The 24731-nt window shown below is 58.6% G+C and carries 19 protein-coding genes; 5 read left to right on the top strand and 14 right to left on the bottom strand.

From position 1 onward, the window contains the following. Together mreC and GM668_RS28380 are read right to left on the bottom strand one after the other, a co-directional pair. Positions 1–1001: rod shape-determining protein MreC (mreC, locus tag GM668_RS28385; RefSeq protein WP_155442344.1), on the bottom strand; the 1001-nt coding region annotated here is incomplete at its 3' end. A 151-nt stretch (positions 1002–1152) separates the two neighbouring features. Next, positions 1153–2196 (bottom strand): rod shape-determining protein, encoded by a 1044-nt coding sequence (locus GM668_RS28380; RefSeq protein ID WP_050409489.1) that lies wholly within the window; start codon positions 2194–2196, stop codon positions 1153–1155. Between the two features lie 267 nt (positions 2197–2463). On the opposite strand from GM668_RS28380, the gene gatC reads away from it, so the two are divergent. Genes gatC through gatB form a run of 3 tightly spaced genes read left to right on the top strand, consistent with a single transcriptional unit; the run spans position 2464 to position 5764 of the window. Continuing rightward, on the top strand, positions 2464–2763 hold the full coding sequence (gene gatC, locus GM668_RS28375) for an Asp-tRNA(Asn)/Glu-tRNA(Gln) amidotransferase subunit GatC (protein ID WP_155442343.1): 300 nt from the start codon (positions 2464–2466) through the stop codon (positions 2761–2763). Positions 2764–2806: 43 nt separating this feature from the next. Beyond that, positions 2807–4276 carry an Asp-tRNA(Asn)/Glu-tRNA(Gln) amidotransferase subunit GatA gene (gene gatA / locus GM668_RS28370; protein WP_155442342.1) on the top strand — a complete coding sequence of 490 codons (1470 nt, stop codon included), beginning with the start codon at positions 2807–2809 and terminating at the stop codon, positions 4274–4276. 24 nt (positions 4277–4300) lie between these two features. Continuing rightward, on the top strand, positions 4301–5764 hold the full coding sequence (gene gatB, locus GM668_RS28365; protein WP_155442341.1) for an Asp-tRNA(Asn)/Glu-tRNA(Gln) amidotransferase subunit GatB: 1464 nt from the start codon (positions 4301–4303) through the stop codon (positions 5762–5764). Between the two features lie 222 nt (positions 5765–5986). On the opposite strand, the gene GM668_RS28360 is transcribed toward gatB, so the two are convergent. From GM668_RS28360 to pyrE, 3 genes are all read right to left on the bottom strand, one after another. Next, positions 5987–6856, bottom strand: a complete 870-nt coding sequence (locus GM668_RS28360; protein ID WP_229500035.1) for an alpha/beta fold hydrolase — start codon at positions 6854–6856, stop codon at positions 5987–5989. Next, positions 6853–7227: a hypothetical protein gene (locus GM668_RS28355; RefSeq protein ID WP_155442340.1), complete on the bottom strand. Its 375-nt coding sequence runs from the start codon at positions 7225–7227 to the stop codon at positions 6853–6855. The genes GM668_RS28360 and GM668_RS28355 overlap by 4 nt, the downstream gene beginning before the upstream one ends. Before the next feature lie 100 nt (positions 7228–7327). Next, a complete protein-coding gene (pyrE, locus tag GM668_RS28350) occupies positions 7328–7993 on the bottom strand; it encodes an orotate phosphoribosyltransferase (protein ID WP_170305893.1) in 666 nt (221 codons plus the stop codon). A 78-nt stretch (positions 7994–8071) separates the two neighbouring features. On the opposite strand from pyrE, the gene GM668_RS28345 reads away from it, so the two are divergent. Together GM668_RS28345 and GM668_RS28340 are read left to right on the top strand one after the other, a co-directional pair. Then, a complete protein-coding gene (locus GM668_RS28345; RefSeq protein WP_155442339.1) occupies positions 8072–8854 on the top strand; it encodes an exodeoxyribonuclease III in 783 nt (260 codons plus the stop codon). 140 nt (positions 8855–8994) lie between these two features. Then, positions 8995–16341: an Ig-like domain-containing protein gene (locus GM668_RS28340; RefSeq protein ID WP_155442338.1), complete on the top strand. Its 7347-nt coding sequence runs from the start codon at positions 8995–8997 to the stop codon at positions 16339–16341. Here GM668_RS28340 and GM668_RS28335 read toward each other — a convergent pair whose 3' ends face one another. The 9 genes from GM668_RS28335 to gshB all read right to left on the bottom strand — a co-directional run bounded on the left by GM668_RS28335 (position 16342) and on the right by gshB (position 24680). Continuing rightward, on the bottom strand, positions 16342–17253 hold the full coding sequence (locus GM668_RS28335) for a pseudouridine synthase (RefSeq protein ID WP_155442337.1): 912 nt from the start codon (positions 17251–17253) through the stop codon (positions 16342–16344). 1 nt (position 17254) lies between these two features. After that, positions 17255–18148 (bottom strand): M48 family metallopeptidase, encoded by an 894-nt coding sequence (locus GM668_RS28330; RefSeq protein WP_155442336.1) that lies wholly within the window; start codon positions 18146–18148, stop codon positions 17255–17257. Next, the gene (locus GM668_RS28325; protein ID WP_155442335.1) at positions 18145–19377 is read right to left on the bottom strand and encodes an AmpG family muropeptide MFS transporter; all 1233 of its coding nucleotides are present in this window, start codon (positions 19375–19377) and stop codon (positions 18145–18147) included. The genes GM668_RS28330 and GM668_RS28325 overlap by 4 nt, the downstream gene beginning before the upstream one ends. After that, entirely contained in the window at positions 19377–19988 is a 612-nt protein-coding gene (metW, locus tag GM668_RS28320) for a methionine biosynthesis protein MetW (RefSeq protein WP_155442346.1), read from the bottom strand. Before metW ends, GM668_RS28325 begins: the two co-directional genes overlap by 1 nt. 6 nt (positions 19989–19994) lie before the next feature. Then, positions 19995–21137 (bottom strand): homoserine O-succinyltransferase MetX, encoded by a 1143-nt coding sequence (gene metX, locus GM668_RS28315; RefSeq protein ID WP_155442334.1) that lies wholly within the window; start codon positions 21135–21137, stop codon positions 19995–19997. A gap of 72 nt (positions 21138–21209) precedes the next feature. After that, positions 21210–22955, bottom strand: coding sequence for a phosphoenolpyruvate--protein phosphotransferase (ptsP, locus tag GM668_RS28310; RefSeq protein WP_155442333.1), 1746 nt, complete (start codon positions 22953–22955; stop codon positions 21210–21212). Positions 22956–22993: 38 nt separating this feature from the next. Continuing rightward, positions 22994–23263 carry an HPr family phosphocarrier protein gene (locus GM668_RS28305; RefSeq protein ID WP_155442332.1) on the bottom strand — a complete coding sequence of 90 codons (270 nt, stop codon included), beginning with the start codon at positions 23261–23263 and terminating at the stop codon, positions 22994–22996. Positions 23264–23322: 59 nt separating this feature from the next. Continuing rightward, the gene (locus GM668_RS28300) at positions 23323–23724 is read right to left on the bottom strand and encodes a PTS sugar transporter subunit IIA (protein WP_155442331.1); all 402 of its coding nucleotides are present in this window, start codon (positions 23722–23724) and stop codon (positions 23323–23325) included. 2 nt (positions 23725–23726) lie between these two features. Then, entirely contained in the window at positions 23727–24680 is a 954-nt protein-coding gene (gene gshB / locus GM668_RS28295; protein ID WP_155442330.1) for a glutathione synthase, read from the bottom strand. Positions 24681–24731 lie beyond the last annotated feature (51 nt).

Below are 24731 nucleotides of genomic sequence, written 5' to 3'. Positions count from 1 at the left end.
GGCGCAGTGGCAGGCGCCGCAGCGGGCGCTGCGCCTGGCACGGCGGGCTGTGCACCGGCAGCCGTTGCCGGCGCCGCAGTCCCCTGCACTTCCTTCGCCATTTCTTTGGCTTTGCTCTTCTTGTTCGGTTTGAACGGTTCTTCTTCCGGCGGACGGGCCGGCATGTCCGGCGGCGTCATCAGGATCAGCAACTGGCTGTGGCTCTGGATGCCGGCCAGCGGCTGGCATACGACGCGGCCAAATACGCCATTGGAATTTTCCACCTGTGTCACGCGCGCCACAGCCAGGCCGGCCGGGTACACGCCATCGAGGCCGGACGTGATCAAAATATCATTGACCTGCACATTGTCCGTCTGCTGGGCCGCGACAAAGCGCAATTCCAGCTGGCCCGACTGGCCACGGCCATATGCCACACTGCGCAAACCATTACGCAGCACTTGCACGGGAATCGCCTGTTCCTTGTCCGTCAACAGCGTAACTTCCGACGTGAACGGGAACACGCGCGTCACCTGGCCCACCACGCCCTGGTTGTCGATGACGGGCAAGCCCAGCTGCACCCCCTGCTGAATACCGCGGTCCAGCACGATCTTGCGGCTGGAACTGTCACGCGCGTCATACAGGATTTCTGCCAGCAGCGATTTGCCAGGCACCCGTTCGCGGGCATCCAGCAGTTTGCGCAGTTGCGCATTTTCCGCGTTATAGAGCTGCGCTTGCTGCAATGCCTGGGCGGACGCGATTTGCTGTTGCTTCAAGTCGCGCACCTGCTTTTCCAGCGACGACAGCGACGAAAAATAATCGCCCACGCCATAGATAGCGTCGCGCGGCAGCAACGCCACCATTTGCAGCGGATATAACACCGTGCCAACGACTTGCCGGACTGTTTTCAGCGCGTTCATGCGCGCGTCGGCCAGCAGCAATGCAATGGAAATGCACGCAAAAAGCGTCATTTTGACGCGGGCAGGCGCGCCTTGTTTGAAGAGTGGCGGAGGACTGTATTCCATGGCTTCCGATATTCCGGCGCTTGCGCGCCACCGATAGGCCCGCGCACTCAGCCAGTATAAGCCTGACTGATCGCAGCGTCAGCCTGTACGCATGCCACTGCGGGGAACGCGCCACGGCAGTCCCCGCAAAACACATCTATCGTCAGTGCAATCACTCGTACGAGAAGATGGAGCCCAGCTGGTCCATACGTTCCAGCGCCATGCCGGAACCACGCACCACGCAAGTCAGCGGATCTTCCGCCACCAGCACAGGCAGGCCGGTCTCTTCCATCAGCAGGCGGTCCAGGTCGCGCAGCAGCGCGCCGCCGCCGGTCAGCATCATGCCTTTTTCAGCAATGTCCGCGCCCAGTTCCGGCGGGGTTTGTTCCAGCGCGTTCTTGACGGCGGACACAATGTTGTTCAGCGGATCAGTCAGCGCTTCCAGGATTTCATTGGACGAAATCGTGAACGAGCGTGGAATACCTTCCGACAGGTTGCGGCCTTTGACTTCCATTTCCTTGACTTCGGAGCCAGGGAACGCGGAGCCGATGGCTTTCTTGATGGCTTCAGCAGTCTGTTCGCCGATCAGCATGCCGTAGTTGCGGCGGATGTAGTTGACGATGGCTTCATCGAACTTGTCGCCGCCCACGCGCACGGAACCTTTGTAGACCATGCCGCCCAGCGAAATGATGCCCACCTCAGTGGTACCGCCGCCGATGTCAACCACCATCGAACCCGTTGCATCCGACACGGGCAGGCCGGCGCCGATGGCTGCCGCCATCGGCTCTTCGATCAGGTACACCTGCGACGCGCCCGCGCCCAGTGCGGATTCACGGATCGCACGGCGCTCCACCTGGGTCGAACCGCAAGGGACGCAAATGATGATGCGCGGGGATGGACGGAAGAATTTCGAGTCGTGCACCATGCGGATGAATTGCTTCAGCATTTGCTCGGTGACGGTAAAGTCGGCGATCACGCCGTCTTTCATCGGGCGGATCGCCTCGATGTTGCCAGGTACTTTACCCAGCATTTGTTTCGCTTCTTTACCAACGGCCTGGATGGTTTTCTTGCCGTTCGGACCGCCTTCCTGGCGGATCGCAACGACAGATGGCTCGTCCAGCACAATGCCAGAACCGCGTACATAAATCAGCGTGTTGGCAGTGCCCAAGTCAATTGCCAGATCGGAGGAAATATACCTGCGTAAAAAACCAAACATGAGTATCCTGTGGCGCGGCGCACGCGCGTATAAACAGTTATAGGGAGTATCCGTGGATGCGGCGGCCGCCGGTGGTCGGCGCCAGCCACGCATCAACCCGCCATTCTACCTTATAATTTGGATGTTATTTACCAAAAATCCATTCTAATGTGCGCTTAGCCCAACGGTGAATTGCACAACAATTACTGGATTTTCCCTGCGAGATAGCAGGAATTGTAAGTTCTTTATCAATATCACAACAGCGCGCCCCAACGCGCAATCCCGCATATGTCCCTGACACTATCCGACGTAAAACGTATTGCCAACCTGGCGCAACTGGAAATGAGCGAAAACCACGCTGCCACCGCCCTGGAAGAGCTGAACGGCATCTTCGCGCTGGCCGAGCAGATGCAGGCTGTGGACACCAGTGGCGTTGATCCCCTGAGCCACCCGCTGGCCGCGCACATGAGCGTGGCGTTGCGCTTGCGTGAAGACGCAGCAACGGAGCCGAATTTGCGCGACAACTACCAGCAAGTTGCGCCAAAAACCGAGGACGGCCTCTATTTGGTGCCGAAGGTCATCGATTAAGCCACCGCATACGGCTTCCGTACTGAATATCTGATTACATCCCATGCACAACAAAACCATTAAAGAGCTGTCCCAGCTCCTGCAGAAGAAAGAAGTGAGCGCCGTACAATTGGCGACGCATTTCCTGGACCGTATCGAAAAAAGCGATCTGAATGCCTTCCTGCACGTTGACCGCGCGTTGACCCTGGCGGAAGCAGCCGACGCGGATGCACGCATTGCAGCCGGCACGGCAACTCCGCTGACCGGCGTGCCGATTGCCCACAAAGATATTTTCGTGACCAAAGGCTGGCGCTCTACTGCAGGTTCGAAGATGTTGGCGAATTATGTGAGCCCGTTCGACGCCACTGTCGTAGCGAAATTCAAGGCAGCGGGCATGGTTTCGCTGGGCAAACTCAATTGCGACGAGTTCGCCATGGGTTCCGCCAATGAAAACTCGGCATTTGGCCCCGTGAAAAACCCGTGGGACCACAAGGCCGTTCCTGGCGGTTCGTCCGGCGGCTCCGCCGCAGCCGTGGCTGCCCGCCTGGCGCCCGGCGTCACGGGTACCGATACCGGCGGCTCGATCCGCCAGCCAGCGTCATTCTGCGGCATTACCGGCATCAAGCCGACGTATGGCCGCGTATCCCGCTTCGGCATGATCGCATTTGCCTCGTCGCTGGACCAAGGCGGCCCAATGGCGCAGACGGCGGAAGATTGTGCACTGCTGCTGTCCGCCATGGCGGGCTTCGATGAGCGTGACTCCACCAGCCTGACGCCGGAACAAGGCGGCGTGGAAGAAGATTTCAGCCGCGACCTGGACAAGCCGCTGACCGGCCTGCGTATCGGCGTACCAAAAGAATATTTTGGTGAAGGCTTGGCTGCCGACGTGGCCGGCGCCGTCAAAGCGGCGCTGGACCAGTACGTGAAACTGGGCGCCACCTTGGTCGATATCTCGCTGCCCAATACCAAACTGTCGATCCCGGCGTACTACATGATTGCCCCGGCGGAAGCGTCGTCCAACCTGTCGCGCTTCGACGGCGTACGCTACGGCCACCGCGCCGAAGGCTACAAAGACTTGCAAGACATGTATAAAAAGACCCGCGCCGAAGGTTTCGGTCCGGAAGTGCAGCGCCGCATCATGGTGGGCACGTATGTGTTGTGCCATGGCTACTATGACGCGTATTACTTGAAGGCGCAGCGCATCCGCCGCCTGATCCAGCAAGATTTCGAAACCGTGCTGAACGGCCCGAACGCTGTTTGCGACGTCATCATGGGCCCGGTGGCGCCAACCGTGGCATGGGATCTGGGTTCCAAATCCGATCCGGTTGCCAACTACCTGGCGGACATCTATACGCTGTCGACCAGCCTGGCAGGTCTGCCTGGCATGTCGATTCCTTGCGGCTTCGGCGCGAACAACCGCCCAGTCGGCCTGCAAATCATCGGCAATTACTTTGCCGAAGCGAAACTGCTGAACGTTGCCCACCAGTACCAACTGGCCACCGAATGGCACAAGCAAGTCCCTAGCGGCGTGTAAACCTTAATAGCGAGAAACAACAATATGGAATGGGAAGTCGTCATCGGTATTGAGAACCACGTTCAGCTCACTACCGAATCCAAAATTTTCAGCGGTTCGCCAACCGCTTTCGGCGCCGAAGCCAATACGCAGGCAAGCCCCGTTGACCTGGCGCTGCCGGGCGTGCTGCCGGTCATGAACAAGAAAGCCGTCGACCGTGCGATCCGCTTCGGCCTGGCTGTAGGCGCAAAAATCGCGCCGCAATCGATCTTCGCGCGCAAGAATTACTTTTATCCGGATTTGCCCAAGGGCTACCAAATCAGCCAGTTTGAAGACCCGGTAGTGCAAGGCGGTTCGCTGACGTTTGGCTACGAAAAAGATGGCAAATTCGTCACCAAGACAGTGAATCTGACCCGTGCGCATTTGGAAGAAGATGCGGGCAAATCGTTGCACGAGGATTATCACGGCATGTCCGGCATTGATTTGAACCGCGCCGGTACGCCATTGCTGGAAATCGTTTCCGAGCCTGAAATGAGCAGCGCGGCTGAAGCGGTTGCTTATTGCAAAGCATTGCACGGTCTCGTTATGTGGCTGGGTATTTGCGATGGCAATATGCAAGAAGGTTCATTCCGCTGCGATATTAACGTTTCCGTGCGTCCGAAGGGTCAAAAAGAATTCGGCACCCGGTGCGAAATCAAAAACCTGAACTCGTTCCGCTTTATTGAAGAAGCCGTCAATATTGAAGTGCGCCGTCAGATTGAATTGATTGAAGATGGCGGCCAGGTGGTGCAGGCAACGCGCTTGTATGACCCCGACAAAAAAGAAACGCGCCAAATGCGCTCGAAAGAAGATGCGCAGGATTACCGCTATTTCCCGGATCCGGATTTGCCACCGCTGATGATTTCCGAACAATGGATTGCGGACGTCAAAGCCGACATGCCGGAATTGCCTGCCGTAATGCGTGAGCGCTTCGTCAATGAATACGGCTTGCCTGAATATGATTCGCTGATTTTGACAGCATCAAAAGGCATGGCTTTGTATTTCGAAGCCGTGGTGGCAAAAGCTGGCAAGGAAAATGCCAAAGCTGCCGCTAACTGGCTGATGGGCGATGTATCGTCGACGCTGAACCGTGAAAATGCGGAAATCAGCGCGTCGCCAGTGAAGCCTGCGCAATTGGCAAATATGCTGAAACGTATTGTTGATGGCACGATTTCCAACAAGATCGCAAAAGAGATCTTTGCCGATATGTGGGCGGAAAATTCGGATGATGAAAACCTGGTCGATGTGATTATCGACAAGAAAGGTTTGAAGCAGATTTCCGATACCGGCGCACTGGAAGCCATCGTGGTGGAAGTGTTGGCGAACAATGCCAAATCGGTTGAACAATACCGCGCTGGCAAAGAAGCGGCAATTAATGCGCTGATTGGCCAGGCAATGAAAGCGTCGAAGGGTAAAGCAAATCCGGCCCAGTTGACGGAATTGTTGAAGAAGAAATTGGCTGAAGGCTGATTCTTCACAACGGTGAAAAAATGCACGGCGCCTTCGGGCGCCGTTTTTTTCGGGTTTAGCGTCAGAAACTAGCGCGATCAAGCCAATTACTAGCATAAAACCCGCGAAAATCGTAGCGCGGGTTCTACGGGGACGCCGAGCCGAACCCGCCGTGTATGCGTTTCGACGACGTAAAAAAAGGCGGATTTATAAACCCGCCCTACGCATTGGAATACAGGGAAATTAAGCGGCGATACGGGGCTGCATCCAGCCTAGAATATCGGCAAAGATATCCGTACGATTGGTTTCATTGAAGTTTTCGTGGTAATTCTGCGGCTCATAGCGATAGCGCAGCAAATCGCCGCCGATGGTTTTCAGCATGGTTTCAGCAGCGGCGCTATCGGCCAGTTTATCATCGCCTGCCACCACGGCATATAAAGGCATGCGCCACGTCGGAATGGCCGACGCCAAACCTTTTTGCGCTTCGCTCAGCGCATGGCCGAAGCGTACCGTCAATTCCGACGCGCGAATCGCATCTTGCTCATCCACATGATGGCGTGCAGTAATCGCTGCATCATGCGTCAGCACATCGGTAAACGATTCCACCGGCACTTTCATTTTCGGGAACAGTTTAGCCAGCACGCCGGACATTTTCTGCAATATCGGAGAAATCTTGACGGCATTCACATAATAAGGCGACGACAAAATAAAGCCTTTGACATCATCTTCACTGCGCTTCAAACGTTCCAGACCGAACTTCGTGGCAATCAATCCACCCATCGAATGCCCCATGATAAAAATAGGCAATCCCGGGTAATTCTTTTTCACCCACTGCAGGAACAATTCCGCATCGTCGAGGAAAATATCAAAATCAGGAATGTCGGCGCGCCGTTTACCATCGTGGCCACACTGGTCATATCCAACAACAGCAATATCATGGCTGCGGAAATATAAACCTGCCATAACATAGTCGCCCGCATGGGCTAGCGCGCCATGAAACGCCATGATAACGGCGCGGGGTTGTGATGGTTCCCAGATATGAATGGTGCGTTCCGCACCGTCGCGCCCTTTAAAGCGGGCCAGCCTGTCTTCAGAAAATCGCATACTGTTCATGACGTGATGCTGAGGGTAATTCCCATTTCAATCAGCAGAGTCAATTCAGCCAAAGAAAAATCAAGGGAAGGAACGCCGGCAGCAGCTGCACCAGCGGTATAGGCAATGCGTAATTCAGCGGCAATCGGGGCAGCGTTAAAATCAATGCCGCGCGCCTGGCATTCCGTTAAAAAACCATGCACTTGTTTAATCAACATGGCGGGATCGGTTTCCGCAGCCAAATTGACATAAAAGCCGGAATCAATGCGCACACGGCCATCAGGCCGCACGTCGCCTTTTTTCCAATCGCTGTCCGGCTCGACTGGCAAGCCATCCCGCACATCGGCCAGCGCATCGTCGTCACCGTACACCTTTAACGTTGCAATGTTCATTCTTGCTCCATTTCCAATGTTTCAGTAAAGCAAACCAAGTCTACACTAGCCAACCGCCAACAGTGCGCCACCGAGGTGACCCGGCAGCGCACCGTGGGATTTACGCTACGCCATACTTACTACGGTAAGCCGCGACTTTTTCTTTATATTCCTGCAAAGAAGGATCAGCTGCCGCACCGGACAGGTACGTAAACAAATCATCCAGGTTGCCGATGGAAATGACCGGAATGCCGTAATTCTTCGTGACTTCCTGCACGGCCGACAATTCCGACATGACGCCATCCTTGGCGCCGCGCTCCATGCGGTCCAGTGCGATCAGCACGGCGCAAGGTTCCGCACCGGCAGCGCGGATCATTTGCACGGATTCACGCACGGACGTGCCGGCGGAAATCACGTCATCGATAATGACAACCTTGCCTTGCAGCTTAGCGCCCACAATGGTGCCGCCTTCGCCATGGTCTTTGGCTTCCTTGCGGTTGAAAGCAAACGACGTGTTGCGGCCTTTGCCAGCCAGCGCCACCGCCGTGGCGGATGCCAGCGTGATGCCTTTGTAGGCTGGGCCAAACAGCATGTCGAACTCGATGCCGGAGTCCAGCAGCGTTTGCGCATAGAATTGCGCCAACTGCGCCAGGGTAGCGCCGTCATGGAACAGGCCCGCGTTGAAGAAGTAAGGGGATGGACGGCCCGCTTTGGTGGTGAATTCACCAAAACGCAACACTCCCGTCGCCACAGAAAACGCGATAAACTCTTGCCGTAAATTTTTCACAGTTGCCTCTTAATATAGTAAGTGCCTGTATTTTAATCCGCGGGCACGGCCGACACACCCCCTTCCCTAATCTTCACCATGCCAAAAATTATTTCCGCGAACTTGAACGGGATCCGTTCTGCGTCCAAAAAAGGCTTTTTCACGTGGATGGCGGCGCAAGATGCCGACTTCGTCTGTGTACAGGAACTCAAGGCGCAAGCCGACGACATGACGGAAGAATTCCTGAATCCGCACGGCTACCACGGCCACTTCCATTACGCGGAAAAGAAGGGTTACTCGGGCACGGGTGTCTACAGCAAAATCGCACCGGATGCCGTGTTGATCGGCTTTGGCAACGAAGAATTCGATGCGGAAGGCCGCTACGTGCGCTGCGACTTCGGTCCGCTGACCGTGATTTCCGTGTATTGCCCGTCCGGTTCGTCCGGACCGGAACGCCAGGAAGCCAAGTTCCGCTTTATGGATGCGTTTATCGTGCATTTGCAGCAGTTGCATGCGGAAGGCCGCGAAGTCGTCATTTGCGGCGACTGGAACATCGCCCACAAAGAAATCGACTTGAAGAATTGGAAAGGCAATAAGAAAAATTCCGGTTTCTTGCCGGAAGAGCGCGAATGGCTGACCCGCGTGTTTGATGAGGTGGGCTTTGTCGACGTGCACCGCGGCCTTGATCAGCGCGAAGAGCAATATACGTGGTGGAGCAACCGCGGCCAAGCCTGGGCCAAGAACGTGGGCTGGCGTATCGATTACCACGTCGCCACCCCGGGTATCGCCGGCAAGGCGCATCAGGTGGCCATTTATAAAGAAGAACGCTTCTCCGATCATGCGCCATTGATCATCGATTATCACCCGCTCATTGCCGCGTAATCAACGCACATCCAACGCCCCGGCCTGGGGCGTTTTTGTTTCTGTTTAGTTAAAAAAGGGGAAATATTGGTTTCCACCGCGCAAACATTCACCCTTCTTTGATACTATATGGTACCGCTTTTGTCCCTGCCGAGTAGACCATGTCTGATTTGACTGCGCCGTCCCTGAAATCCGTCACGTTCACCAACAGTACCGCCAATGCCAGCGCCGTCAATACCAGCGCAGACATTGTCCTGACTTTTTCCGAAGCGATGACAAGCGGTACGGGCCTTATCACCATCAGTGACGGCGCCACGCAAACTTATATGGGCAAGGATGGGACGTTGCGCACCCGCCTCGTGGGCGCCACGGATACCCGCACGGTCGATATCAGCGATACGTCGCAAGTGACGGTGTCCGGCGACACGGTGACGATCAATCTGGCGTCGGATTTGAAGGCGGGCAAAAGCTATAGCGTGCAAATGGGCAAAGGCGTGCTGTTGGACGAAGCAGGCAATGCGTATGCAGGCTTGTCGGACACGACCAAGCTGAAATTTACGACGTCGGCCGCTACCCTCCCTACCGCCGTGGTTGACAGTACGTTCACGATAACGGATACGGGCAGCAGCGCATCGGATTTCATTACCAGCAGCGCCGTGCAAACCATTGCCGGTAAAGTCAATGGCGCCCTGCTGGCCGGCGAAGCTGTCATGGTATCGCTGGATAATGGCGGCACCTGGGCTGCCGCCACGGTCAATGCTGCGGACAGCACCTGGAGCATCGGCGGTACGGTGACGGGCAGCAGCACGATCATTGCCCGCGTCGTCAATGCGGAAGGCAATGCGTCTGCCGCGGCGCGCCACGCATACACGTTCGATACGGATGCGCCCACTGTGGGCTCCATTGCAATCAACGATACCGACCTGGTGGCCGGTGAAACCGCTACGGTTACCGTGACCTTCAATGAAGCCGTGACGGGACTGGACGTGTCGGACTTCACTGTCGAGGGTGGCGCCTTGTCGTCGCTGGCGACGGCTGATAACGGCAAAACCTGGACTGCCACGCTGACCCCAACCAAAGGCGTCAGCACGACCACGGGCACTGTGACACTGAACGCGGGTAGTGTCGCCGACCTGGCAGGCAACAGTGGCCCAGCCAACAGTTCCAGCAAACCGTTCAATTACAGCACGGTACCGGATGCGCCGACTGCCACGGTCACGTCGATCAGCATGACGGACACGGGCAGCAGCGCCACCGATTTCATTACGAACTCCACGTCGCAAACCATTAAAGGCACGTATAGCGGCACGCTGGCTGCCGATGAATATATCCAGGTCTCGCTCGATAACGGCAGCACGTGGACTAAGGCCACGGTGAGCGGCAGCAACTGGGAAGTCGCTGGCGCCACCATCAGCGCCAGCAACACGCTGAAAGCCCGTGTATTCAATGACTACACGTACAGCAATCCAATGGCGCAAGCCTACACGCTGGACCAGACCGCGCCCACCGCAACGGTGACGCTGGACAAGGCCCATCTGAAGAAGGGCGAAACCGCGACCATTACCATCACGTTCAGTGAAGCGGTCACGGGATTGACCAGCGCCGACATCAAGTCCAACGATACCGTCGGCACACCGGTCAGTACCGATGGCGGTGTCACGTGGACGGCCACCTTAACCCCGACCAACAACGGCAATGGTTCGGTGACGTTGTACGCATCCAGCGTCACGGATTTGGCGGGTAATAGTGGTCCGGCTGCCGATGTTGCCGCCACTTACTCGTCCGACCTCACCAGGCCCACTGCCACGATTTCGTTGGCAGACAGCGCGCTGACTGCCGGTGAAACCACGCTGGTGACCATTACCTTCAGCGAAGCGGTAACGGAATTCACGAACGCCGACCTCACGGTGGGCAACGGCACCCTGTCCACTGTCACTTCGACGGACGGCGGCACCACGTGGACCGCCACGCTGACGCCAACGGCGTCCACCACGGCAACGACGAATGTCATCACCCTCGACAATACCGCTGTGTCCGATCTGGCAGGTAATACCGGTATCGGCAGCACGTCGTCGGCCAACTATTCGGTATCGACGGTGCGTCCCACCGCTACCATCAACATTGCCGATACGGCGTTGACGGCGGGCGAAACCACCACCGTCACGTTTACGTTCAGTTCTGCCGTGACGGGTTTCGATGCGTCCGATGTCACGGTTGCCAACGGCACGATTTCAACGCCAACCACGACTGATAACATCACGTGGACCGCGACCTTGACGCCATCTGCCTCGACGGAAGACACCACCAACGTCATCACGCTGGCCAATACCGGCTTCCATAATTCGGCGGGCAATAGCGGCACCGGCACCACCACATCGGGAAATTACACGGTCGATACGGCCCGCCCGACCGCCACCATCAGCCTGGCCGATACCGCGCTGACGGTTGGTGAAACCACGACCGTGACAGTCAAATTCAGCGAAGCCGTGACGGGATTCAGCGCCTCCAGCCTGAGCGTCGCCAACGGTACGATTTCGTCGCTGACGAGTTCCGACAACATCACGTGGACCGGCACGCTGACACCGACCGCTTCGCAGGAAGACTCCACCAATGTCATCACGCTCAATAATTCCGGCGTATCGGATGCGGCAGGCAATACCGGCAGCGGCACTACCACGTCAGCCAATTACACCGTCGATACGCTGCGCCCGACCGCTACCATCAGCCTGGCGGACAGCGCATTGACTGCTGGCGAAACAACGACAGTCTCCATTACCTTCAGCGAAGTGGTGACGGGCCTGACCACAGCCGATTTGACGGTTGCCAATGGCACGCTGACATCGCTGCAATCGTCCGATGGCATGAACTGGACCGCCACGCTGACGCCATCGGCGTCCACGGACGACACAACCAATGTCATCACGCTGGACAATACCGGCATCACGGATGCATCCGGCAACGCCGGCAGCGGCACCACCACGTCGGCCAATTACACCGTGGCCACGGTGCGCCCCACCGCCACCATTGCCGTCTCCGACACGGCATTGAAAACCGGCGACACTGCCACGGTGACCATCACGTTCTCGGAAGCGGTAACGGGACTGACTGCTGCCGATTTCACTGTTGCCAATGGCACGCTGTCGACGCCAACCACGACCGACAACATCACGTGGACGGCCACCCTGACGCCAACGTCCAGCATCGAAGACACCACCAACGTCATCACGCTGGACAATACCGGCGTTACCGACAGCGATGGCAATACCGGCAGCGGCACTACCAGTTCGTCCAACTATACGGTCGACACCAAAGCGCCTACCGCCACCATCGCACTGAGCCAGCCCGAACTGCTCACCGGCGAAACCTCCACCGTCACCATCACGTTTAACGAAGCGGTAACCGGCCTGACGCTGGCAGACTTCAAGTACAGCGGCACCATGACAGCGCCCGTCAGCACGGACGGTGGCACCACGTGGGTCGCCACGCTGACGCCATCGACGGAAAGCAGCAGCGGAGAGGTCCGGCTCAATACTTCGTCGGTAACGGACAGCGCCGGCAATAGCGGGCCATCGTCAGAAGCGTACGCCAGTTTTACGTACAACGCGGCGCCCACCGCCACCATTGCCACGGCCAGCATCACGGATACGGGTACCAGTGGCGATTTCATCACCAGCTCCACGTCGCAAGAAATTTCCGGTACCCTGTCGGCTGCGCTGGGGCGCGGCCAATACGTGCAAGTGTCGCTGGACAATGGTGAATCCTGGACCACGGCCACCACGATCGGCACTGGCTGGAGCTTGTCCGGCCAGACCATCAGCCACAGCAGCACGCTGAAAGTACGGGCCACCAACGGCTCGTCGACCAGCACGACGTACAGCCATAGCTATACGCTGGACCAGGCCGCGCCCACGGCGCCGACCATCACACTCAGCAAAGATGCGCTGTACACGAACCAGACTGCGACCGTGACAGTCGTATTCGATGAAGCCGTGTATGGCTTGACCGCCAGCGATTTCACCATCAGCGGCGGCACCTTGGGCACGTTCAGCACGTCGGACAACCTGACGTGGACGGCCACCTTGACGCCCACCGCAACGGGCAGCCTCGCACTGGCCGCCTCGTCTGTGTACGACACGGCAGGCAACGTTGGCCCCACGTCGGCTTCATCCAGCAAGAGCTTCACGTTCACGGCCGACACCACCGGCCCCACCGCCACGCTGACCCTGAACGACAATACGCTGGGCAAAGGCGGCACGGCCACGTTGACCGTCACTCTCAGCGAGGCCGTGACGGATACGCCAACCGCTTCCGACTTCACGGTGTCGGGTGGATCGCTGGGCACGTTCACCAGCACAGATAGCGGCTTGACCTGGACTGCCACACTGACGCCGACGGACAGCGCGTACGGCGCGGGCACCATCTCGCTGTCCGCCAATGCCATCAGCGACCAATCCGGCAATACGGGGCCGTCATCCGCCGCATCGCTGCCGTTCTATTACGACACGCAAGCCCTGACCCTGTCGTCCTCGATCGCGTTCTCGACGGACAGCGGCGAATCCGGCAGCGACTTGATCACCAACACGGGCACACAAACCATTTCTGGCACGTACAGCGGCGGCACCATTTATTCGACCATGGGCGACAAGATCGAAGTGTCGACCGACAATGGCAGCACGTGGAGCGAGGCCACCGTCAGCGGGCAAGCGTGGTCGATCAGCAAAACGCTGTCCGGCAGCGATACCATCCAGGTGCGCCTGACCGACGGCACCGGCGTTGCGGGCACGCCGGTCAGCCACACGTACACGATCGACACGACCAGCCCGGGCTCCATGTCCAGCAAAATCCCGGACCTGGCCTCCAGCTCCGATACCAGCAACGGCGTCAGCGGCGGCACCAGTGACGACATCACGTCCAATACCACGCCCGTCATCACGTACAGCCTGTATAACTCCGGCCTGACGGCAGGCGATTATGTTGACGTCTACGACACGACCACCAGCACCATCCTGCACACGCATACCATCACCAGCAGCGAGCTGACGTCTTATGGCGGCACCGTATCGGCCACCGTCAGTGAATTAAGTGCGGGTTCGCATTCGCTGGTCTTGCGTTCACGCGACGCTGCCGGCAACACGGGCACGCAAAGCCAGGCCCTGGCGCTGACGATCGACACCAGCGCGATATCGATGGCCGGCAAGACCGTGGATCTGGCGGCAAGCAGCGATAGCGGCACCAGCAGCACGGACAACATTACCAACAACAGTGCGCCGACTGTCACCGTCAATGTCGCCAATACCAGTGGCCTGGTTGCCGGCGACAAATTGCAGATCATCGACAGCAGCAACGGCGATGCGGTGGTCGGCACCTATACGCTGACGTCAACGGATTTCAGCTCGTCCGGCGCCGACATTAACATCACGCTCAGCACGCTGACGGACGGCACTCATGCGCTGGCATTGCGCGTCTACGACAGGGCCGGCAACACTGGCACGGCCAGCAGCGCCACCAGCATCACCATCGATACGATTGCGCCGTCGCTGTCTTCAAGCACGCCGTCATCGAGTTCGACCAGCAACAGTGTCAGCACCAGTTCCGTGACGCTGGTGTTCAGCGAAGCGCTGGCCGACGTGAATTCCCGTACCGGCTTCAAGGTCACCGACGGCGCCAACGACGCCCGCGAAATCACCGGCGAAGCGCTGAGCGGCAATACGCTCAGCTACGACAGTTCCACGCATACCGCTACGCTGTCGCTGTCGGGTTCCCTGCAATACGCCAGCACTTACACGGTGTACGTCTATAACGCTGCGCTGTCCGATACGGCAGGCAACAGCGTGGCGATCGATACGGCACTGCTGTCGTTCTCGACCGAATCGGTGCCAACGCCATCCGCGGTCACCCTGGCGATGACGGAATCGACGTACGCCAGCCATACCGGCACGGACAACGACCATATCACCAACAACGCGACGCTGTGCGTCTCCGGCATCACCGCGGCATACTTGCGCTACAAGCTGACGTCAAACGCCGGATGGACCACGGTACAGACCAGCGGGTCCACGTATTCGATCCCGCTGAGCGATGACACGTATGCGGCCGGCGTGATCCAGGTCGAGCAATACGATACGGCGGGTTATGAAAGCACGGCCGCCACGCTGAGCGACAGCTGGACTGTCGATACCAGCTCGCCGTCCGGCCGCATCTCGACATCGACATCGGGCTTGCCTTCCTTCACTGGCCTGGGCATCAATACCGCCATCAGCACCATCACGGGCTCGGTGAGCGGCGAATTCAACCTCGACGACGAATTCATTGAATACACGACCGATAGCGGCTCGACCTGGACTAAGGCATCCGCCATGACGGCGTTCATCTGGACCATTGCCGACGTCAAGGTCGCAGCAGGCGGCGAAATCGGCTTCCGTGCCTCGGACAAGGCGGGCAATATCGGATACTACGGCGAGACCAGCAACTACACGGTCTATGTCGGCGACGACAGCGCCGGCAACCACACGGCCACCGGCAGCAAGTATCTGTACACGCAAGCGGGCAACGACACCATCGATATCACCGGCGCGAGTAATGCCGTGCATGCCGGAAGCGGCAATGACGCCATCAACATCAACAGCGCCTCCACCACCAACCACGTCTACGGCGATGGCGGCAGCGATACCATCAACGTCAACGGCAGCCATAACAGCCAGATCGAAGGCGGAGCGGATGCAGACACCATCACGGTGACAGGCTCGTACAACTACGTGTATGGCAATGACGGCGACGATACGCTGTCCATCTCGGGGACCTACAACACGGTATACGGCGATAATTCCGAGACCGGCGATACCGGTGCGGACACCATTACGGTCTCCGGCTCATCCAACACGGTAGATGCAGGCCCCGGCGCCAACAGCATTACCGTTACGGGTGCGGACAATACCGTCACGGGCGGCAGCGACACGGACACCATTTCCGTCAGCAGCACGGGCAACACCGTCTACGGCGGCGACAGCGCCGATACCATTACCGTTGCCACCAGCGGCAATACGATTTATGGCGAAGCAGGCGCCGACCAGTTCACGGTGGCCGCGCTGGGCAGCAACATCTATGGCGGAGATGGCAGCGATACGTTTACCGTGACGGCCAGCCTGGCGGGAACGCTGAGCGGGTTGATCGATGGCGGCACCGATGGCACGGACGTGCTGAACATCGGCGTGTCCAGCCAGACCTTGTCTCTCAGCACCTTAACGTCCAACATCGCGCACATTGAAAAGATCTCGCTTGGCACCAGCAATACGCTGACGATTTCAGGTGCGGCGATCCAGACCATGTCGGATACGGACTCGATCCGCTTCGAAGGCGACAGCACGGATACGATCTACTACGACAGCTCGCTGTGGGAATCCGCGACGTGGATTCAAATCCTGGGCTACAACAAATACCAGTTGAAGTCCGATACCACCATCACGTTCATTATCGACAGCGATATCCACCTGTACGGCCTGACCAGTTGATCAAAGCGTGCGGCGGCTTTCAAAGCGCCGTATTTCATCCGTCAGCGGGTCGGCAAAACTGATGGCGCGCGCCAAAAGCTTGAGGGGGGACGACACATCATCCTGCTTGCACGGCAGCGCCACCGGATAAAACGCGTCATTGATAATGGGGATGCCCAGCGACGCCAGATGCAGGCGCAACTGGTGCTGGCGGCCCGTGTGCGGCCACAGGCGATATAACGTATTGCCATCCGGCCGGTGTTCGATCACGTCGATGACGGTTTCCGAATTCGGTTCGCCCGGCTCTTCTTTCATGACAAAGAATTTGTCGCCATCCACCATGCGGCTGCGGTAAGTAAAGGGAAACTCGACACCTTCCAGCCGTGGCGCCAGCGCTTCATATTCCTTTTGCACGACACGCTTCTGGAACATCGACTGGTAGCGCCCGCGGCTGGCGATGTTCGACGAAAAAATCACGACGCCGGCAGTTTCCCGGTCAAGCCGGTGGATCGGCGTCAAGTCTTCGATGCCCAGTTTTTTGCGCAACCGCACCAGCAAGGTCTCATGCAGGAAACGGCCCGATGGAATCATGGGCAGGAAATGAGGCTTGTCGACCACCACCAGGTGATCATCCTGGAACAGGATTTCCTCTTCAAAGGGAATCGGCGTTTCAGCCTGTTCCAGCTCGCGGTAATAAAAGATGCGCATGCCGCGCCGGTAGCGCGACTCCGGCGTCAAAGGCTTGCCGTCATTGTCGACCACTTCGCCTTTCGCCATGCGCTCGCGCCACGATGCTTCCGATACGGCGGGATAGCGTTCAACAAGGAACGCCAGCATGTTCGGCCACTGCCCTTCCGGCAGCCACAGATAGCTGGGAGCAACGCCATCGCGGATGGGCAGCGGCGTTTCTTCCCGCACGCGCGGGCGAGGCATCTTACCTGGCGCCCGGCAGCGGCAAGGTGCGGTATGGCGGCAACTGGTCCGTCTCCACACCTTTGGTGCGGGCAAAGACAGGCAGCACCAGCGGCAACGCTTTTTCCATGCGCTCGATGCGCTCTTTACCGGCCGGGTGGGTCGACAGGAATGCTGGCGGCGCGCCTTTGCTTTGCGTGGCCATTTTTTCCCACAGGATGCGGCCTGCACGGGGGTCATAACCAGCGCGGGCGGCAATATCCATTCCCACCAGGTCAGCGTCACGCTCATCGTCACGCGAATAGCGCAGCGAAGCTAGTTTGGTGGCCACATTTCCGCCCATTTCACCAAGGCGCGGGTCCACACCCGCATATGCGGCAACGCCAGCGCCAATCACGCGGGCTGCCAGTCCGGTCAGGGCAGTCTTGCCAGCCTGTTCACGCGCGTGTTCGCGCAATGCATGGGCAATTTCATGGCCCATCACCATGGCCACTTCATCGTCGCTCAAATTCAGCTTCGTCAAAATGCCGGTGTAAAACGCAATGCGCCCACCCGGCATGCAAAACGCGTTGACCGTCGGGGAATTCAACAAGTTGACTTGCCAGTTCCATTTGGTCGCCTCCGGATTCCAGCGCGGCGCGAACGGCACGATGCGGCGTGCGATATTGCGCAGCCGCTGCACTTGCGGATCGCTGTCCGGCATCAGAGCGCCCTTTTGCTGCGCTTGGCTCATCAATTGCAAATACTGCTGTTTCGATTGCGCATCGAATGCAGCAGCGTCACCACCGAAGCCGCGCAAAGCAGACAGGTTGTCGACAGGAATGCCGTCCGGCTCGCCCTTTTGAGGCTGTGCGTAGGCAGTAGCAGCGCTGACAGCCAGCGCCAGTGTGGCCAAGGTCAGTTTCAGCGATTTCATTTGGGTTCGTTCCATGGTGCTATTTTGGGCAACATCATCATGGCGGGAGCCGCCAGGATGAAGCAGATAATAAAGAAATTAAACCAGCCGGTTTCCGCCACGATGAAGCCGACCGACGCATTGATGAACGTGCGCGGCACGGCAGCCAGGCTGGAAAACAGCGCGTATTGGGTGGCAGTGTAACGCGGGTCGGTGCAGCGCGATATGAACGCCACCAGTGCGGCAGTGCCAAGGCCCGTGCTGGTGAAGGATTCAAAGCCATAGACACCGGCCAGCAGCGTGGTATCGGGACCGGCTTTGGCCAGCCACGCAAAGCCGAGGATCGCAACGGCTTGCAGCACGCCGAACACCCACAACGCGCGGTTAATGCCGAGTTTTACCATCCACACGCCGCCGACCACACCCCCGGCCAGGCTGGCCCACAGCACGGTGGCGTTGGCCGCCAGGCCAATCTGCGTGGCGGTGAAACCCAGGTCGAGGAAGAATTTCGTGGCCAGCGCCGTGGCCATCGAGTCGCCAATCTTGTACAGCAGGATAAATGCAACGATCCACAGCGCCTTGCGCCAGCCGTCGCGCTCAATGAATTCGCGGAATGGCAGCACGATGGCCTGCTGCAGGTTTTTCGGCGGGTCGCCGTAGACTTTCGGTTCGCTGACGGCCAGCGTGCAAATCAAGCCCGGCAACATGAATGCCGCCACGATCCAGAACACGGTGGCCCACGGCAAACTGTCGGCCAACACCAGCCCCAGCGAACCAGGAACCAGCTGGGCAGCCTTATACGCGCTGACAATGGCCGCGGCGCCCAGGCCCTGCTGCTTATCTTCCAAAACTTCGCGGCGGTACGCGTCGATCACCACGTCCTGGCTGGCCGACACAAATGCCACGGCTCCCACGCAAAGCGCCACCAATCCTACTTGCCCGATCGGATCAAGCCAGCCCATGGCGCCGATCAGCAAGAACAGCAGCAACTGGGTCAGCGCCATCCAGCCCCGCCTGCGGCCCAGCGGCAGCGCATAGCGGTCCATTAAGGGCGACCACAGGAATTTAAACGTGTAGGAAAACATGACGACCGAGAACAAACCCAGCGTCTTCAAATTCATGCCAGACTTGGACAGCCAGGCTTGCGTCAGTGACAGCAGCGTGTACAGCGGCAGGCCGGAGCTGAAGCCGAAACACAGAATGGCCAGGATGCGGCCATTGAGATAATCGCGCCAGCCCGCCGCCGCCATCAGTGAGACGCCTTTTTACGAAGGCGGAACACCGCCAGTTCGCCGCGCAAGTTCGGCAACACACCGACGATTTTGCCTTCCGCCAGCGCCACGCACTCCACCACTTCCAGCCCCACTTCTTCCGCCAGGTCGCGGAAATCATTGATGGTGGCGCAGCGCACGTTCGGCGTGTCATACCACTGGTACGGCAGCGTTTTCGAGACAGGCATACGCCCCTTCAATAAAGCCACGCGGTGCGGCCAGTAAGCGAAGTTAGGGAACGACACGATGATTTCCTTGCCGACGCGTACGATGTCGCGCAACAGTTCTTCCACCTGCGTCATCATTTGCAGCGACGACAGGCACAGCACCGTATCAAACGAATTATCGCGGAACAGGCCCAGGCCGTTTTCCATGTCTTGCTGGATTACGCGCACACCGCGCTTGGTGCTTTCCAATACCTTGTCATCGGCGATCTCGATGCCATAGCCGGTGCACTGCTTGCCCGCTTGCAGGTATTCCATCATGACGCCATCGCCGCAGCCCACGTCCAGTACATGCGAACCCTGTTTGACCCAGTGCGCAATGAACGCCAGGTCAGGACGGGCGCTGCTCAAATCTTCAAAAGTCAGCGTCATTCAAATCCCCTTCCAAACGCGGTCATAATACGCGCGCACCATGTTCATGTAGCGCGCATCTTCCAGCAGGAACGCATCATGGCCATGCGGCGCATCGATTTCCGCGTACGTCACCTGGCGCCGGTTGGCGATCAGCGCATCAACGATTTCACGCGAACGCTCCGGCGAGAAACGCCAGTCCGTCGTGAACGATGCGAGGAAGAATTCCGCCTTGGTACCGGCTAACGCCTTGGCCAAATCGCCGCCGTGGTTGCGGGCCGGGTCGAAGTAATCCAGCGCCTTGGTGATCAGCAAATACGTGTTGGCGTCAAAGTACGACGAGAACTTGTCGCCCTGGTAGCGCAGGTACGATTCAATTTCAAAGTCCACGCCAAAGCCGAATTTATACGCGCCGCCATTTTCTTCCGCATCGCGCAGCTTGCGGCCGAATTTCTCGCCCATCGAATCATCGGACAGGTACGTGATGTGGCCGATCATGCGCGCCACTTTCAAGCCGTTTTTCGGCACCACGCCATGTTCGTAAAAATCGCCGCCGTGGTAATCGGGATCCGTCAGGATCGCCTGGCGCGCGACGTCGTTAAAGGCGATATTTTGCGTCGACAGTTTCGGCGTCGAGGCAATGACGAGGCAATGGCGCAAGCGGTCCGGATACATGATGGACCAGGCCAGCGCCTGCATGCCGCCCAGCGAACCGCCCATGACAGCGGCAAATTGCGTGATCCCGAGGTTATCCGCCAGGCGCGCCTGCGCATTGACCCAGTCTTCCACCGTCACCACGGGGAAGGCGGCGCCATAAGGCTTGCCAGTGGCGGGATTGGTGTGCATCGGCCCCGTCGAGCCGAAGCACGAACCGGGATTATTGATACCGATGACAAAGAATTTATTGGTGTCGAGCGGTTTGCCCGGTCCCACCATATTGTCCCACCAGCCCACGTTGTTGGGCTGGTCGGCATAGACGCCGGCCACGTGGTGGGACGCGTTCAAGGCATGGCACACCAGCACGGCATTGGATTTATCCGCGTTCAGTGTGCCATAGGTTTCATACATCAGCATATAGTCGCGCAGCTGCGCACCGCTCTGCAGCTGCAGCGGCTCCGCGAAATGCATGGTTTTCGGCGATACGATTCCTATCGAAGAAGACATGGGTTTTCAGAAAAGCACGGCCCCACGGGCCATTGGATCAATGCGGCGCCTTAATGATAGGCGCCGCAATTTTTATAATGCTTGCAATGCCTGTACGGCATCCGCGATGGCATTCGGCTCCACCGCGCGCAGGATCTTGCGCGTCTGCGGCATGATGAGGCCGAGGTCGCTGTTCAGGATTTCCTGCTTGACCGCCAGGAGCTGCGCCGGATGCATGGAGAATTCGCGCAGTCCCATGCCCAGCAGCAGGCGCGTCAGCTTGACGTCGCCCGCCATTTCACCGCAGACAGCCACGTCGATGCCGGCTTTATGGCCGGCCGCAATGGTCATGGCGATGAGCTGGAGCACGGCGGGATGCAGGGGATTGTAAAGGTGCGCCACCTCATAATCAACCCGGTCGATTGCTAGCGTATATTGGATCAAGTCGTTGGTGCCGATCGACAGGAAGTCCATACGCTTGACGAACATGGGCAGCGACAGGGCCGCCGCCGGGATTTCAATCATGGCGCCCACTTCCACCGTGGCGTCATACGGCAGGCCCGCTTCCCGCAGCTGCCCCTTGGCCTGCTCGATCATGGCCAGCGCCTGGTCAATTTCAAACGCGTGCGCCAGCATCGGAATCAGGATGCGCACTTTGCCGTACACGGACGCACGCAAAATCGCCCGCAGCTGGGACAGGAACAATTGCGGCTCGGCCAGGCAATAGCGGATCGCGCGCAAACCCAGCGCCGGGTTCAGCGCCGTGTGGTCGGCCTGGTCCAGCGGTTTGTCAGCGCCCAGGTCCAGGGTGCGGATGGTGACTACCCGCCCCTTCATCATTTCCGCGGCTTTGCGGTATTGCTCGAATTGCTCGTCTTCCGATGGAATCGATCCGGCGCGGCCCATGAACAGGAATTCGGAACGGAACAGGCCCACGCCATGGGCGCCCGCTTCCATCGCGGCTTCGCAATCTTCCGGCAATTCGATATTGGCCAGCAACGTGATGGCGGTGCCGTCTTTCGTGACGGACGCCGTCTTTTTCAGCTTTTGCAGCTTTTTGCGGGCGCGCTGCTGTTGCAACTGGCGCTCGCGGTACTGGTCCAGCACCAGCGCACTGGGGTTGGCAATGACGACACCCGTGTCGCCATCGATGATGACCCAGTCGTCCTGTTCAATCAGCGTGGAAGCCTGCGACATGCCGACTGCCGCGGGGATATCCAGGCTGCGCGCGACAATCGCCGTATGCGAGTTTTGTCCGCCCACATCGGTAATGAAGCCGATGAACGAGCGGTCGCGGAACTTCAGCATGTCGGCCGGCGAGATGTCGTGCGCCACGACGATCATCTGGGCCTTGAAGCCATCCGGATCGTCGTCATCCTGCACCGGCAACGGTTCCGTGCCCATCAATACTTTCAATACCCGCTCAGCCACTTGCTGGATGTCGGCCTTGCGCTCGCGCAGGTACGGGTCTTCGATTTCATCGAACTGCGCCGACAATTCATCGATCTGCGTCAGCAGCGCCCATTCCGCGTTGTAGTGCCGCGTGCGGATGATGTCGAGCGGTGCTTCGGAAATCATCGGGTCCGACAAGATCAGCGCATGCACGTCGATGAATGCGCCCAATTCAGTCGGCGCATCCTTCGGCAAATCATTCCACAAAGTCTGCAATTCACGGTGCACGGTGGCCAGCGCTTCGCGCAGGCGCGTGACTTCCGCTTCCAGGTGCTCTTCCTGCACCAGGTAATGTTTGACGTCGAGCGCGGCCGGCGCCAGCAAATGGGCGCGGCCGATCGCGATGCCGCGTGAAACCGGGATACCGTGGAGGGAGAACGACGCCATATTTTTCAGTATTGTGTGTGGGCGGCGGTCATCCGGCATTACTCGCCTTCACCGAACTTGTCATTGACCAGCGCCGCCAGCGCGGTAATGCAATCCTGTTCGTCGGGCCCATCCGCTTCCAGCATGACTTTGGCGCCTTTGCCGGCCGCCAGCATCATCACGCCCATGATGGACTTCGCATTGATGCGGCGGGCATTGCGGGTCAGGAAGACATCGCTCTTGTACTTGGCCGCCAACTGCGTGAACTTGGCGGAGGCCCGTGCATGCAGGCCCAGCTTGTTAATGATTTCGAGTTCTTGCTGGATCATAAAGGTTCTCAAATTACTGGGTGCAGGGCCTTCAGGCCGGGCATCCACATATCAGACGGTTACACCACGCGGATACGGTTATCGACCCGCACCGCACCGTTTTGCGCGCCAGCCAAGGCCATTTCAACCACCACATCCAGCGTGTCGCGGCGGTAGGTGATCGCGCGCAACAGCATCGGCAGGCTGATACCTGCAATCACTTCCACGCGGCCGGCATCGGCCAGCTTGTTGCAGCAATTGGCGGGGGTGCCGCCCTTGATATCGGTGATGACCAGCACACCGTCGCCGCTGTCGAGGCGCTTGATGGCAGCCTGCGCCAGCGCCTGTACTTCATTCAAATCCTGATCCGCCACCACGTCGATGGCTTCCAGCATTTCCGTTTCGCCACGGAATACGTGGTTGCACGCTGCAATAAAAGCCTGGCCCAACGGCGCGTGCGTCATGAGCAAAATGCCAACCATGCTTACACCCTGGCTTCCGATGCACGCGCTTCCACTGCATCGATAAACATGGCTGCCACCTGGAAGCCCGTCTGCTGTGTGATTTCCTGGAAGCAGGTCGGGCTCGTGACGTTTACTTCCGTTAAGTTTTCACCAATAACATCCAATCCTACCAGCAACAAACCACGGGCCGCCAGTACAGGGCCCAGGGTTTCCGCGATTTCGAGGTCACGGGGCGACAGTGGCTGCGCCACGCCGGTACCGCCCGCTGCCAGGTTGCCCCGCACTTCGCCCGCTTGCGGGATGCGCGCCAGTGCAAACGGCACGGGTTTGCCATCGATCAGCAAGATGCGCTTGTCGCCTTTGACGATGTCCGGGATATAGCGCTGCGCCATGATGGTGCGGCTGCCCAGGGCCGTCAGCGTTTCAATGATGGAGCCCAGGTTCAAGCCATCGTCCTTGACGCGGAAAATGCCGGAACCGCCCATGCCGTCGAGCGGCTTGAAAATCACGTCCTTGTGCACGCGGTGGAATTCACGCAGGCGCTGTTCCGACGAACTGACCAGGGTCGGTGCGGTAAATTGCGAGAATTGCGCAATCGACAATTTTTCATTGTGATCGCGGATCGCCGATGGCTTGTTGAACACGCGCGCGCCCTGCTGTTCCGCCAATTGCAGCAAGTACGTGCCGTACACGTATTCCATGTCGAATGGCGGATCCTTGCGCTGGATGACGGCGTCGAATGCATCGAGCCGCGATTCATGCACGTCGGTGGCGCGGAACCAGTCGTCGCCATCGCCCGTCAGCGTAATGCGGGCCACGCGGGCCGTCACCACGCCTTCAAGCAGCGCCATGTCATGCTGTTCAAACGCATAGACTTCATGGCCGCGGCGCGATGCCTCGGCCATCATGGCGTACGTCGAATCCTTGTAGGTTTTAAAACTGGCCAGCGGATCGGCAAGGAAAGCTATTTTCATGGCGGTGCTCTATAGACGGAATGTATCGATTTTAGCCGGTTTCGCTTGAAT

The sequence above is a fragment of the Pseudoduganella ginsengisoli genome, from assembly GCF_009720865.1.
Lineage (GTDB): Bacteria > Pseudomonadota > Gammaproteobacteria > Burkholderiales > Burkholderiaceae_D > Rugamonas > Rugamonas ginsengisoli.
This window is presented reverse-complemented; position numbering and strand designations above follow the sequence as displayed.

Excerpts from the sequence above, each read along its gene's own strand:
- GM668_RS28380 (WP_050409489.1), bottom strand. The coding sequence starts at position 2,196 with ATGTTTGGTTTTTTACGCAGGTATATTTCCTCCGATCTGGCAATTGAC.
- gatC (WP_155442343.1), top strand. The coding sequence starts at position 2,464 with ATGTCCCTGACACTATCCGACGTAAAACGTATTGCCAACCTGGCGCAA.
- gatA (WP_155442342.1), top strand. The coding sequence starts at position 2,807 with ATGCACAACAAAACCATTAAAGAGCTGTCCCAGCTCCTGCAGAAGAAA.
- gatB (WP_155442341.1), top strand. The coding sequence starts at position 4,301 with ATGGAATGGGAAGTCGTCATCGGTATTGAGAACCACGTTCAGCTCACT.
- GM668_RS28360 (WP_229500035.1), bottom strand. The coding sequence starts at position 6,856 with ATGAACAGTATGCGATTTTCTGAAGACAGGCTGGCCCGCTTTAAAGGG.
- GM668_RS28355 (WP_155442340.1), bottom strand. The coding sequence starts at position 7,227 with ATGAACATTGCAACGTTAAAGGTGTACGGTGACGACGATGCGCTGGCC.
- GM668_RS28345 (WP_155442339.1), top strand. The coding sequence starts at position 8,072 with ATGCCAAAAATTATTTCCGCGAACTTGAACGGGATCCGTTCTGCGTCC.
- GM668_RS28340 (WP_155442338.1), top strand. The coding sequence starts at position 8,995 with ATGTCTGATTTGACTGCGCCGTCCCTGAAATCCGTCACGTTCACCAAC.
- GM668_RS28335 (WP_155442337.1), bottom strand. The coding sequence starts at position 17,253 with ATGCCTCGCCCGCGCGTGCGGGAAGAAACGCCGCTGCCCATCCGCGAT.
- GM668_RS28330 (WP_155442336.1), bottom strand. The coding sequence starts at position 18,148 with ATGAAATCGCTGAAACTGACCTTGGCCACACTGGCGCTGGCTGTCAGC.
- GM668_RS28325 (WP_155442335.1), bottom strand. The coding sequence starts at position 19,377 with ATGGCGGCGGCGGGCTGGCGCGATTATCTCAATGGCCGCATCCTGGCC.
- metX (WP_155442334.1), bottom strand. The coding sequence starts at position 21,137 with ATGTCTTCTTCGATAGGAATCGTATCGCCGAAAACCATGCATTTCGCG.
- ptsP (WP_155442333.1), bottom strand. The coding sequence starts at position 22,955 with ATGGCGTCGTTCTCCCTCCACGGTATCCCGGTTTCACGCGGCATCGCG.
- GM668_RS28305 (WP_155442332.1), bottom strand. The coding sequence starts at position 23,263 with ATGATCCAGCAAGAACTCGAAATCATTAACAAGCTGGGCCTGCATGCA.
- GM668_RS28300 (WP_155442331.1), bottom strand. The coding sequence starts at position 23,724 with ATGGTTGGCATTTTGCTCATGACGCACGCGCCGTTGGGCCAGGCTTTT.
- gshB (WP_155442330.1), bottom strand. The coding sequence starts at position 24,680 with ATGAAAATAGCTTTCCTTGCCGATCCGCTGGCCAGTTTTAAAACCTAC.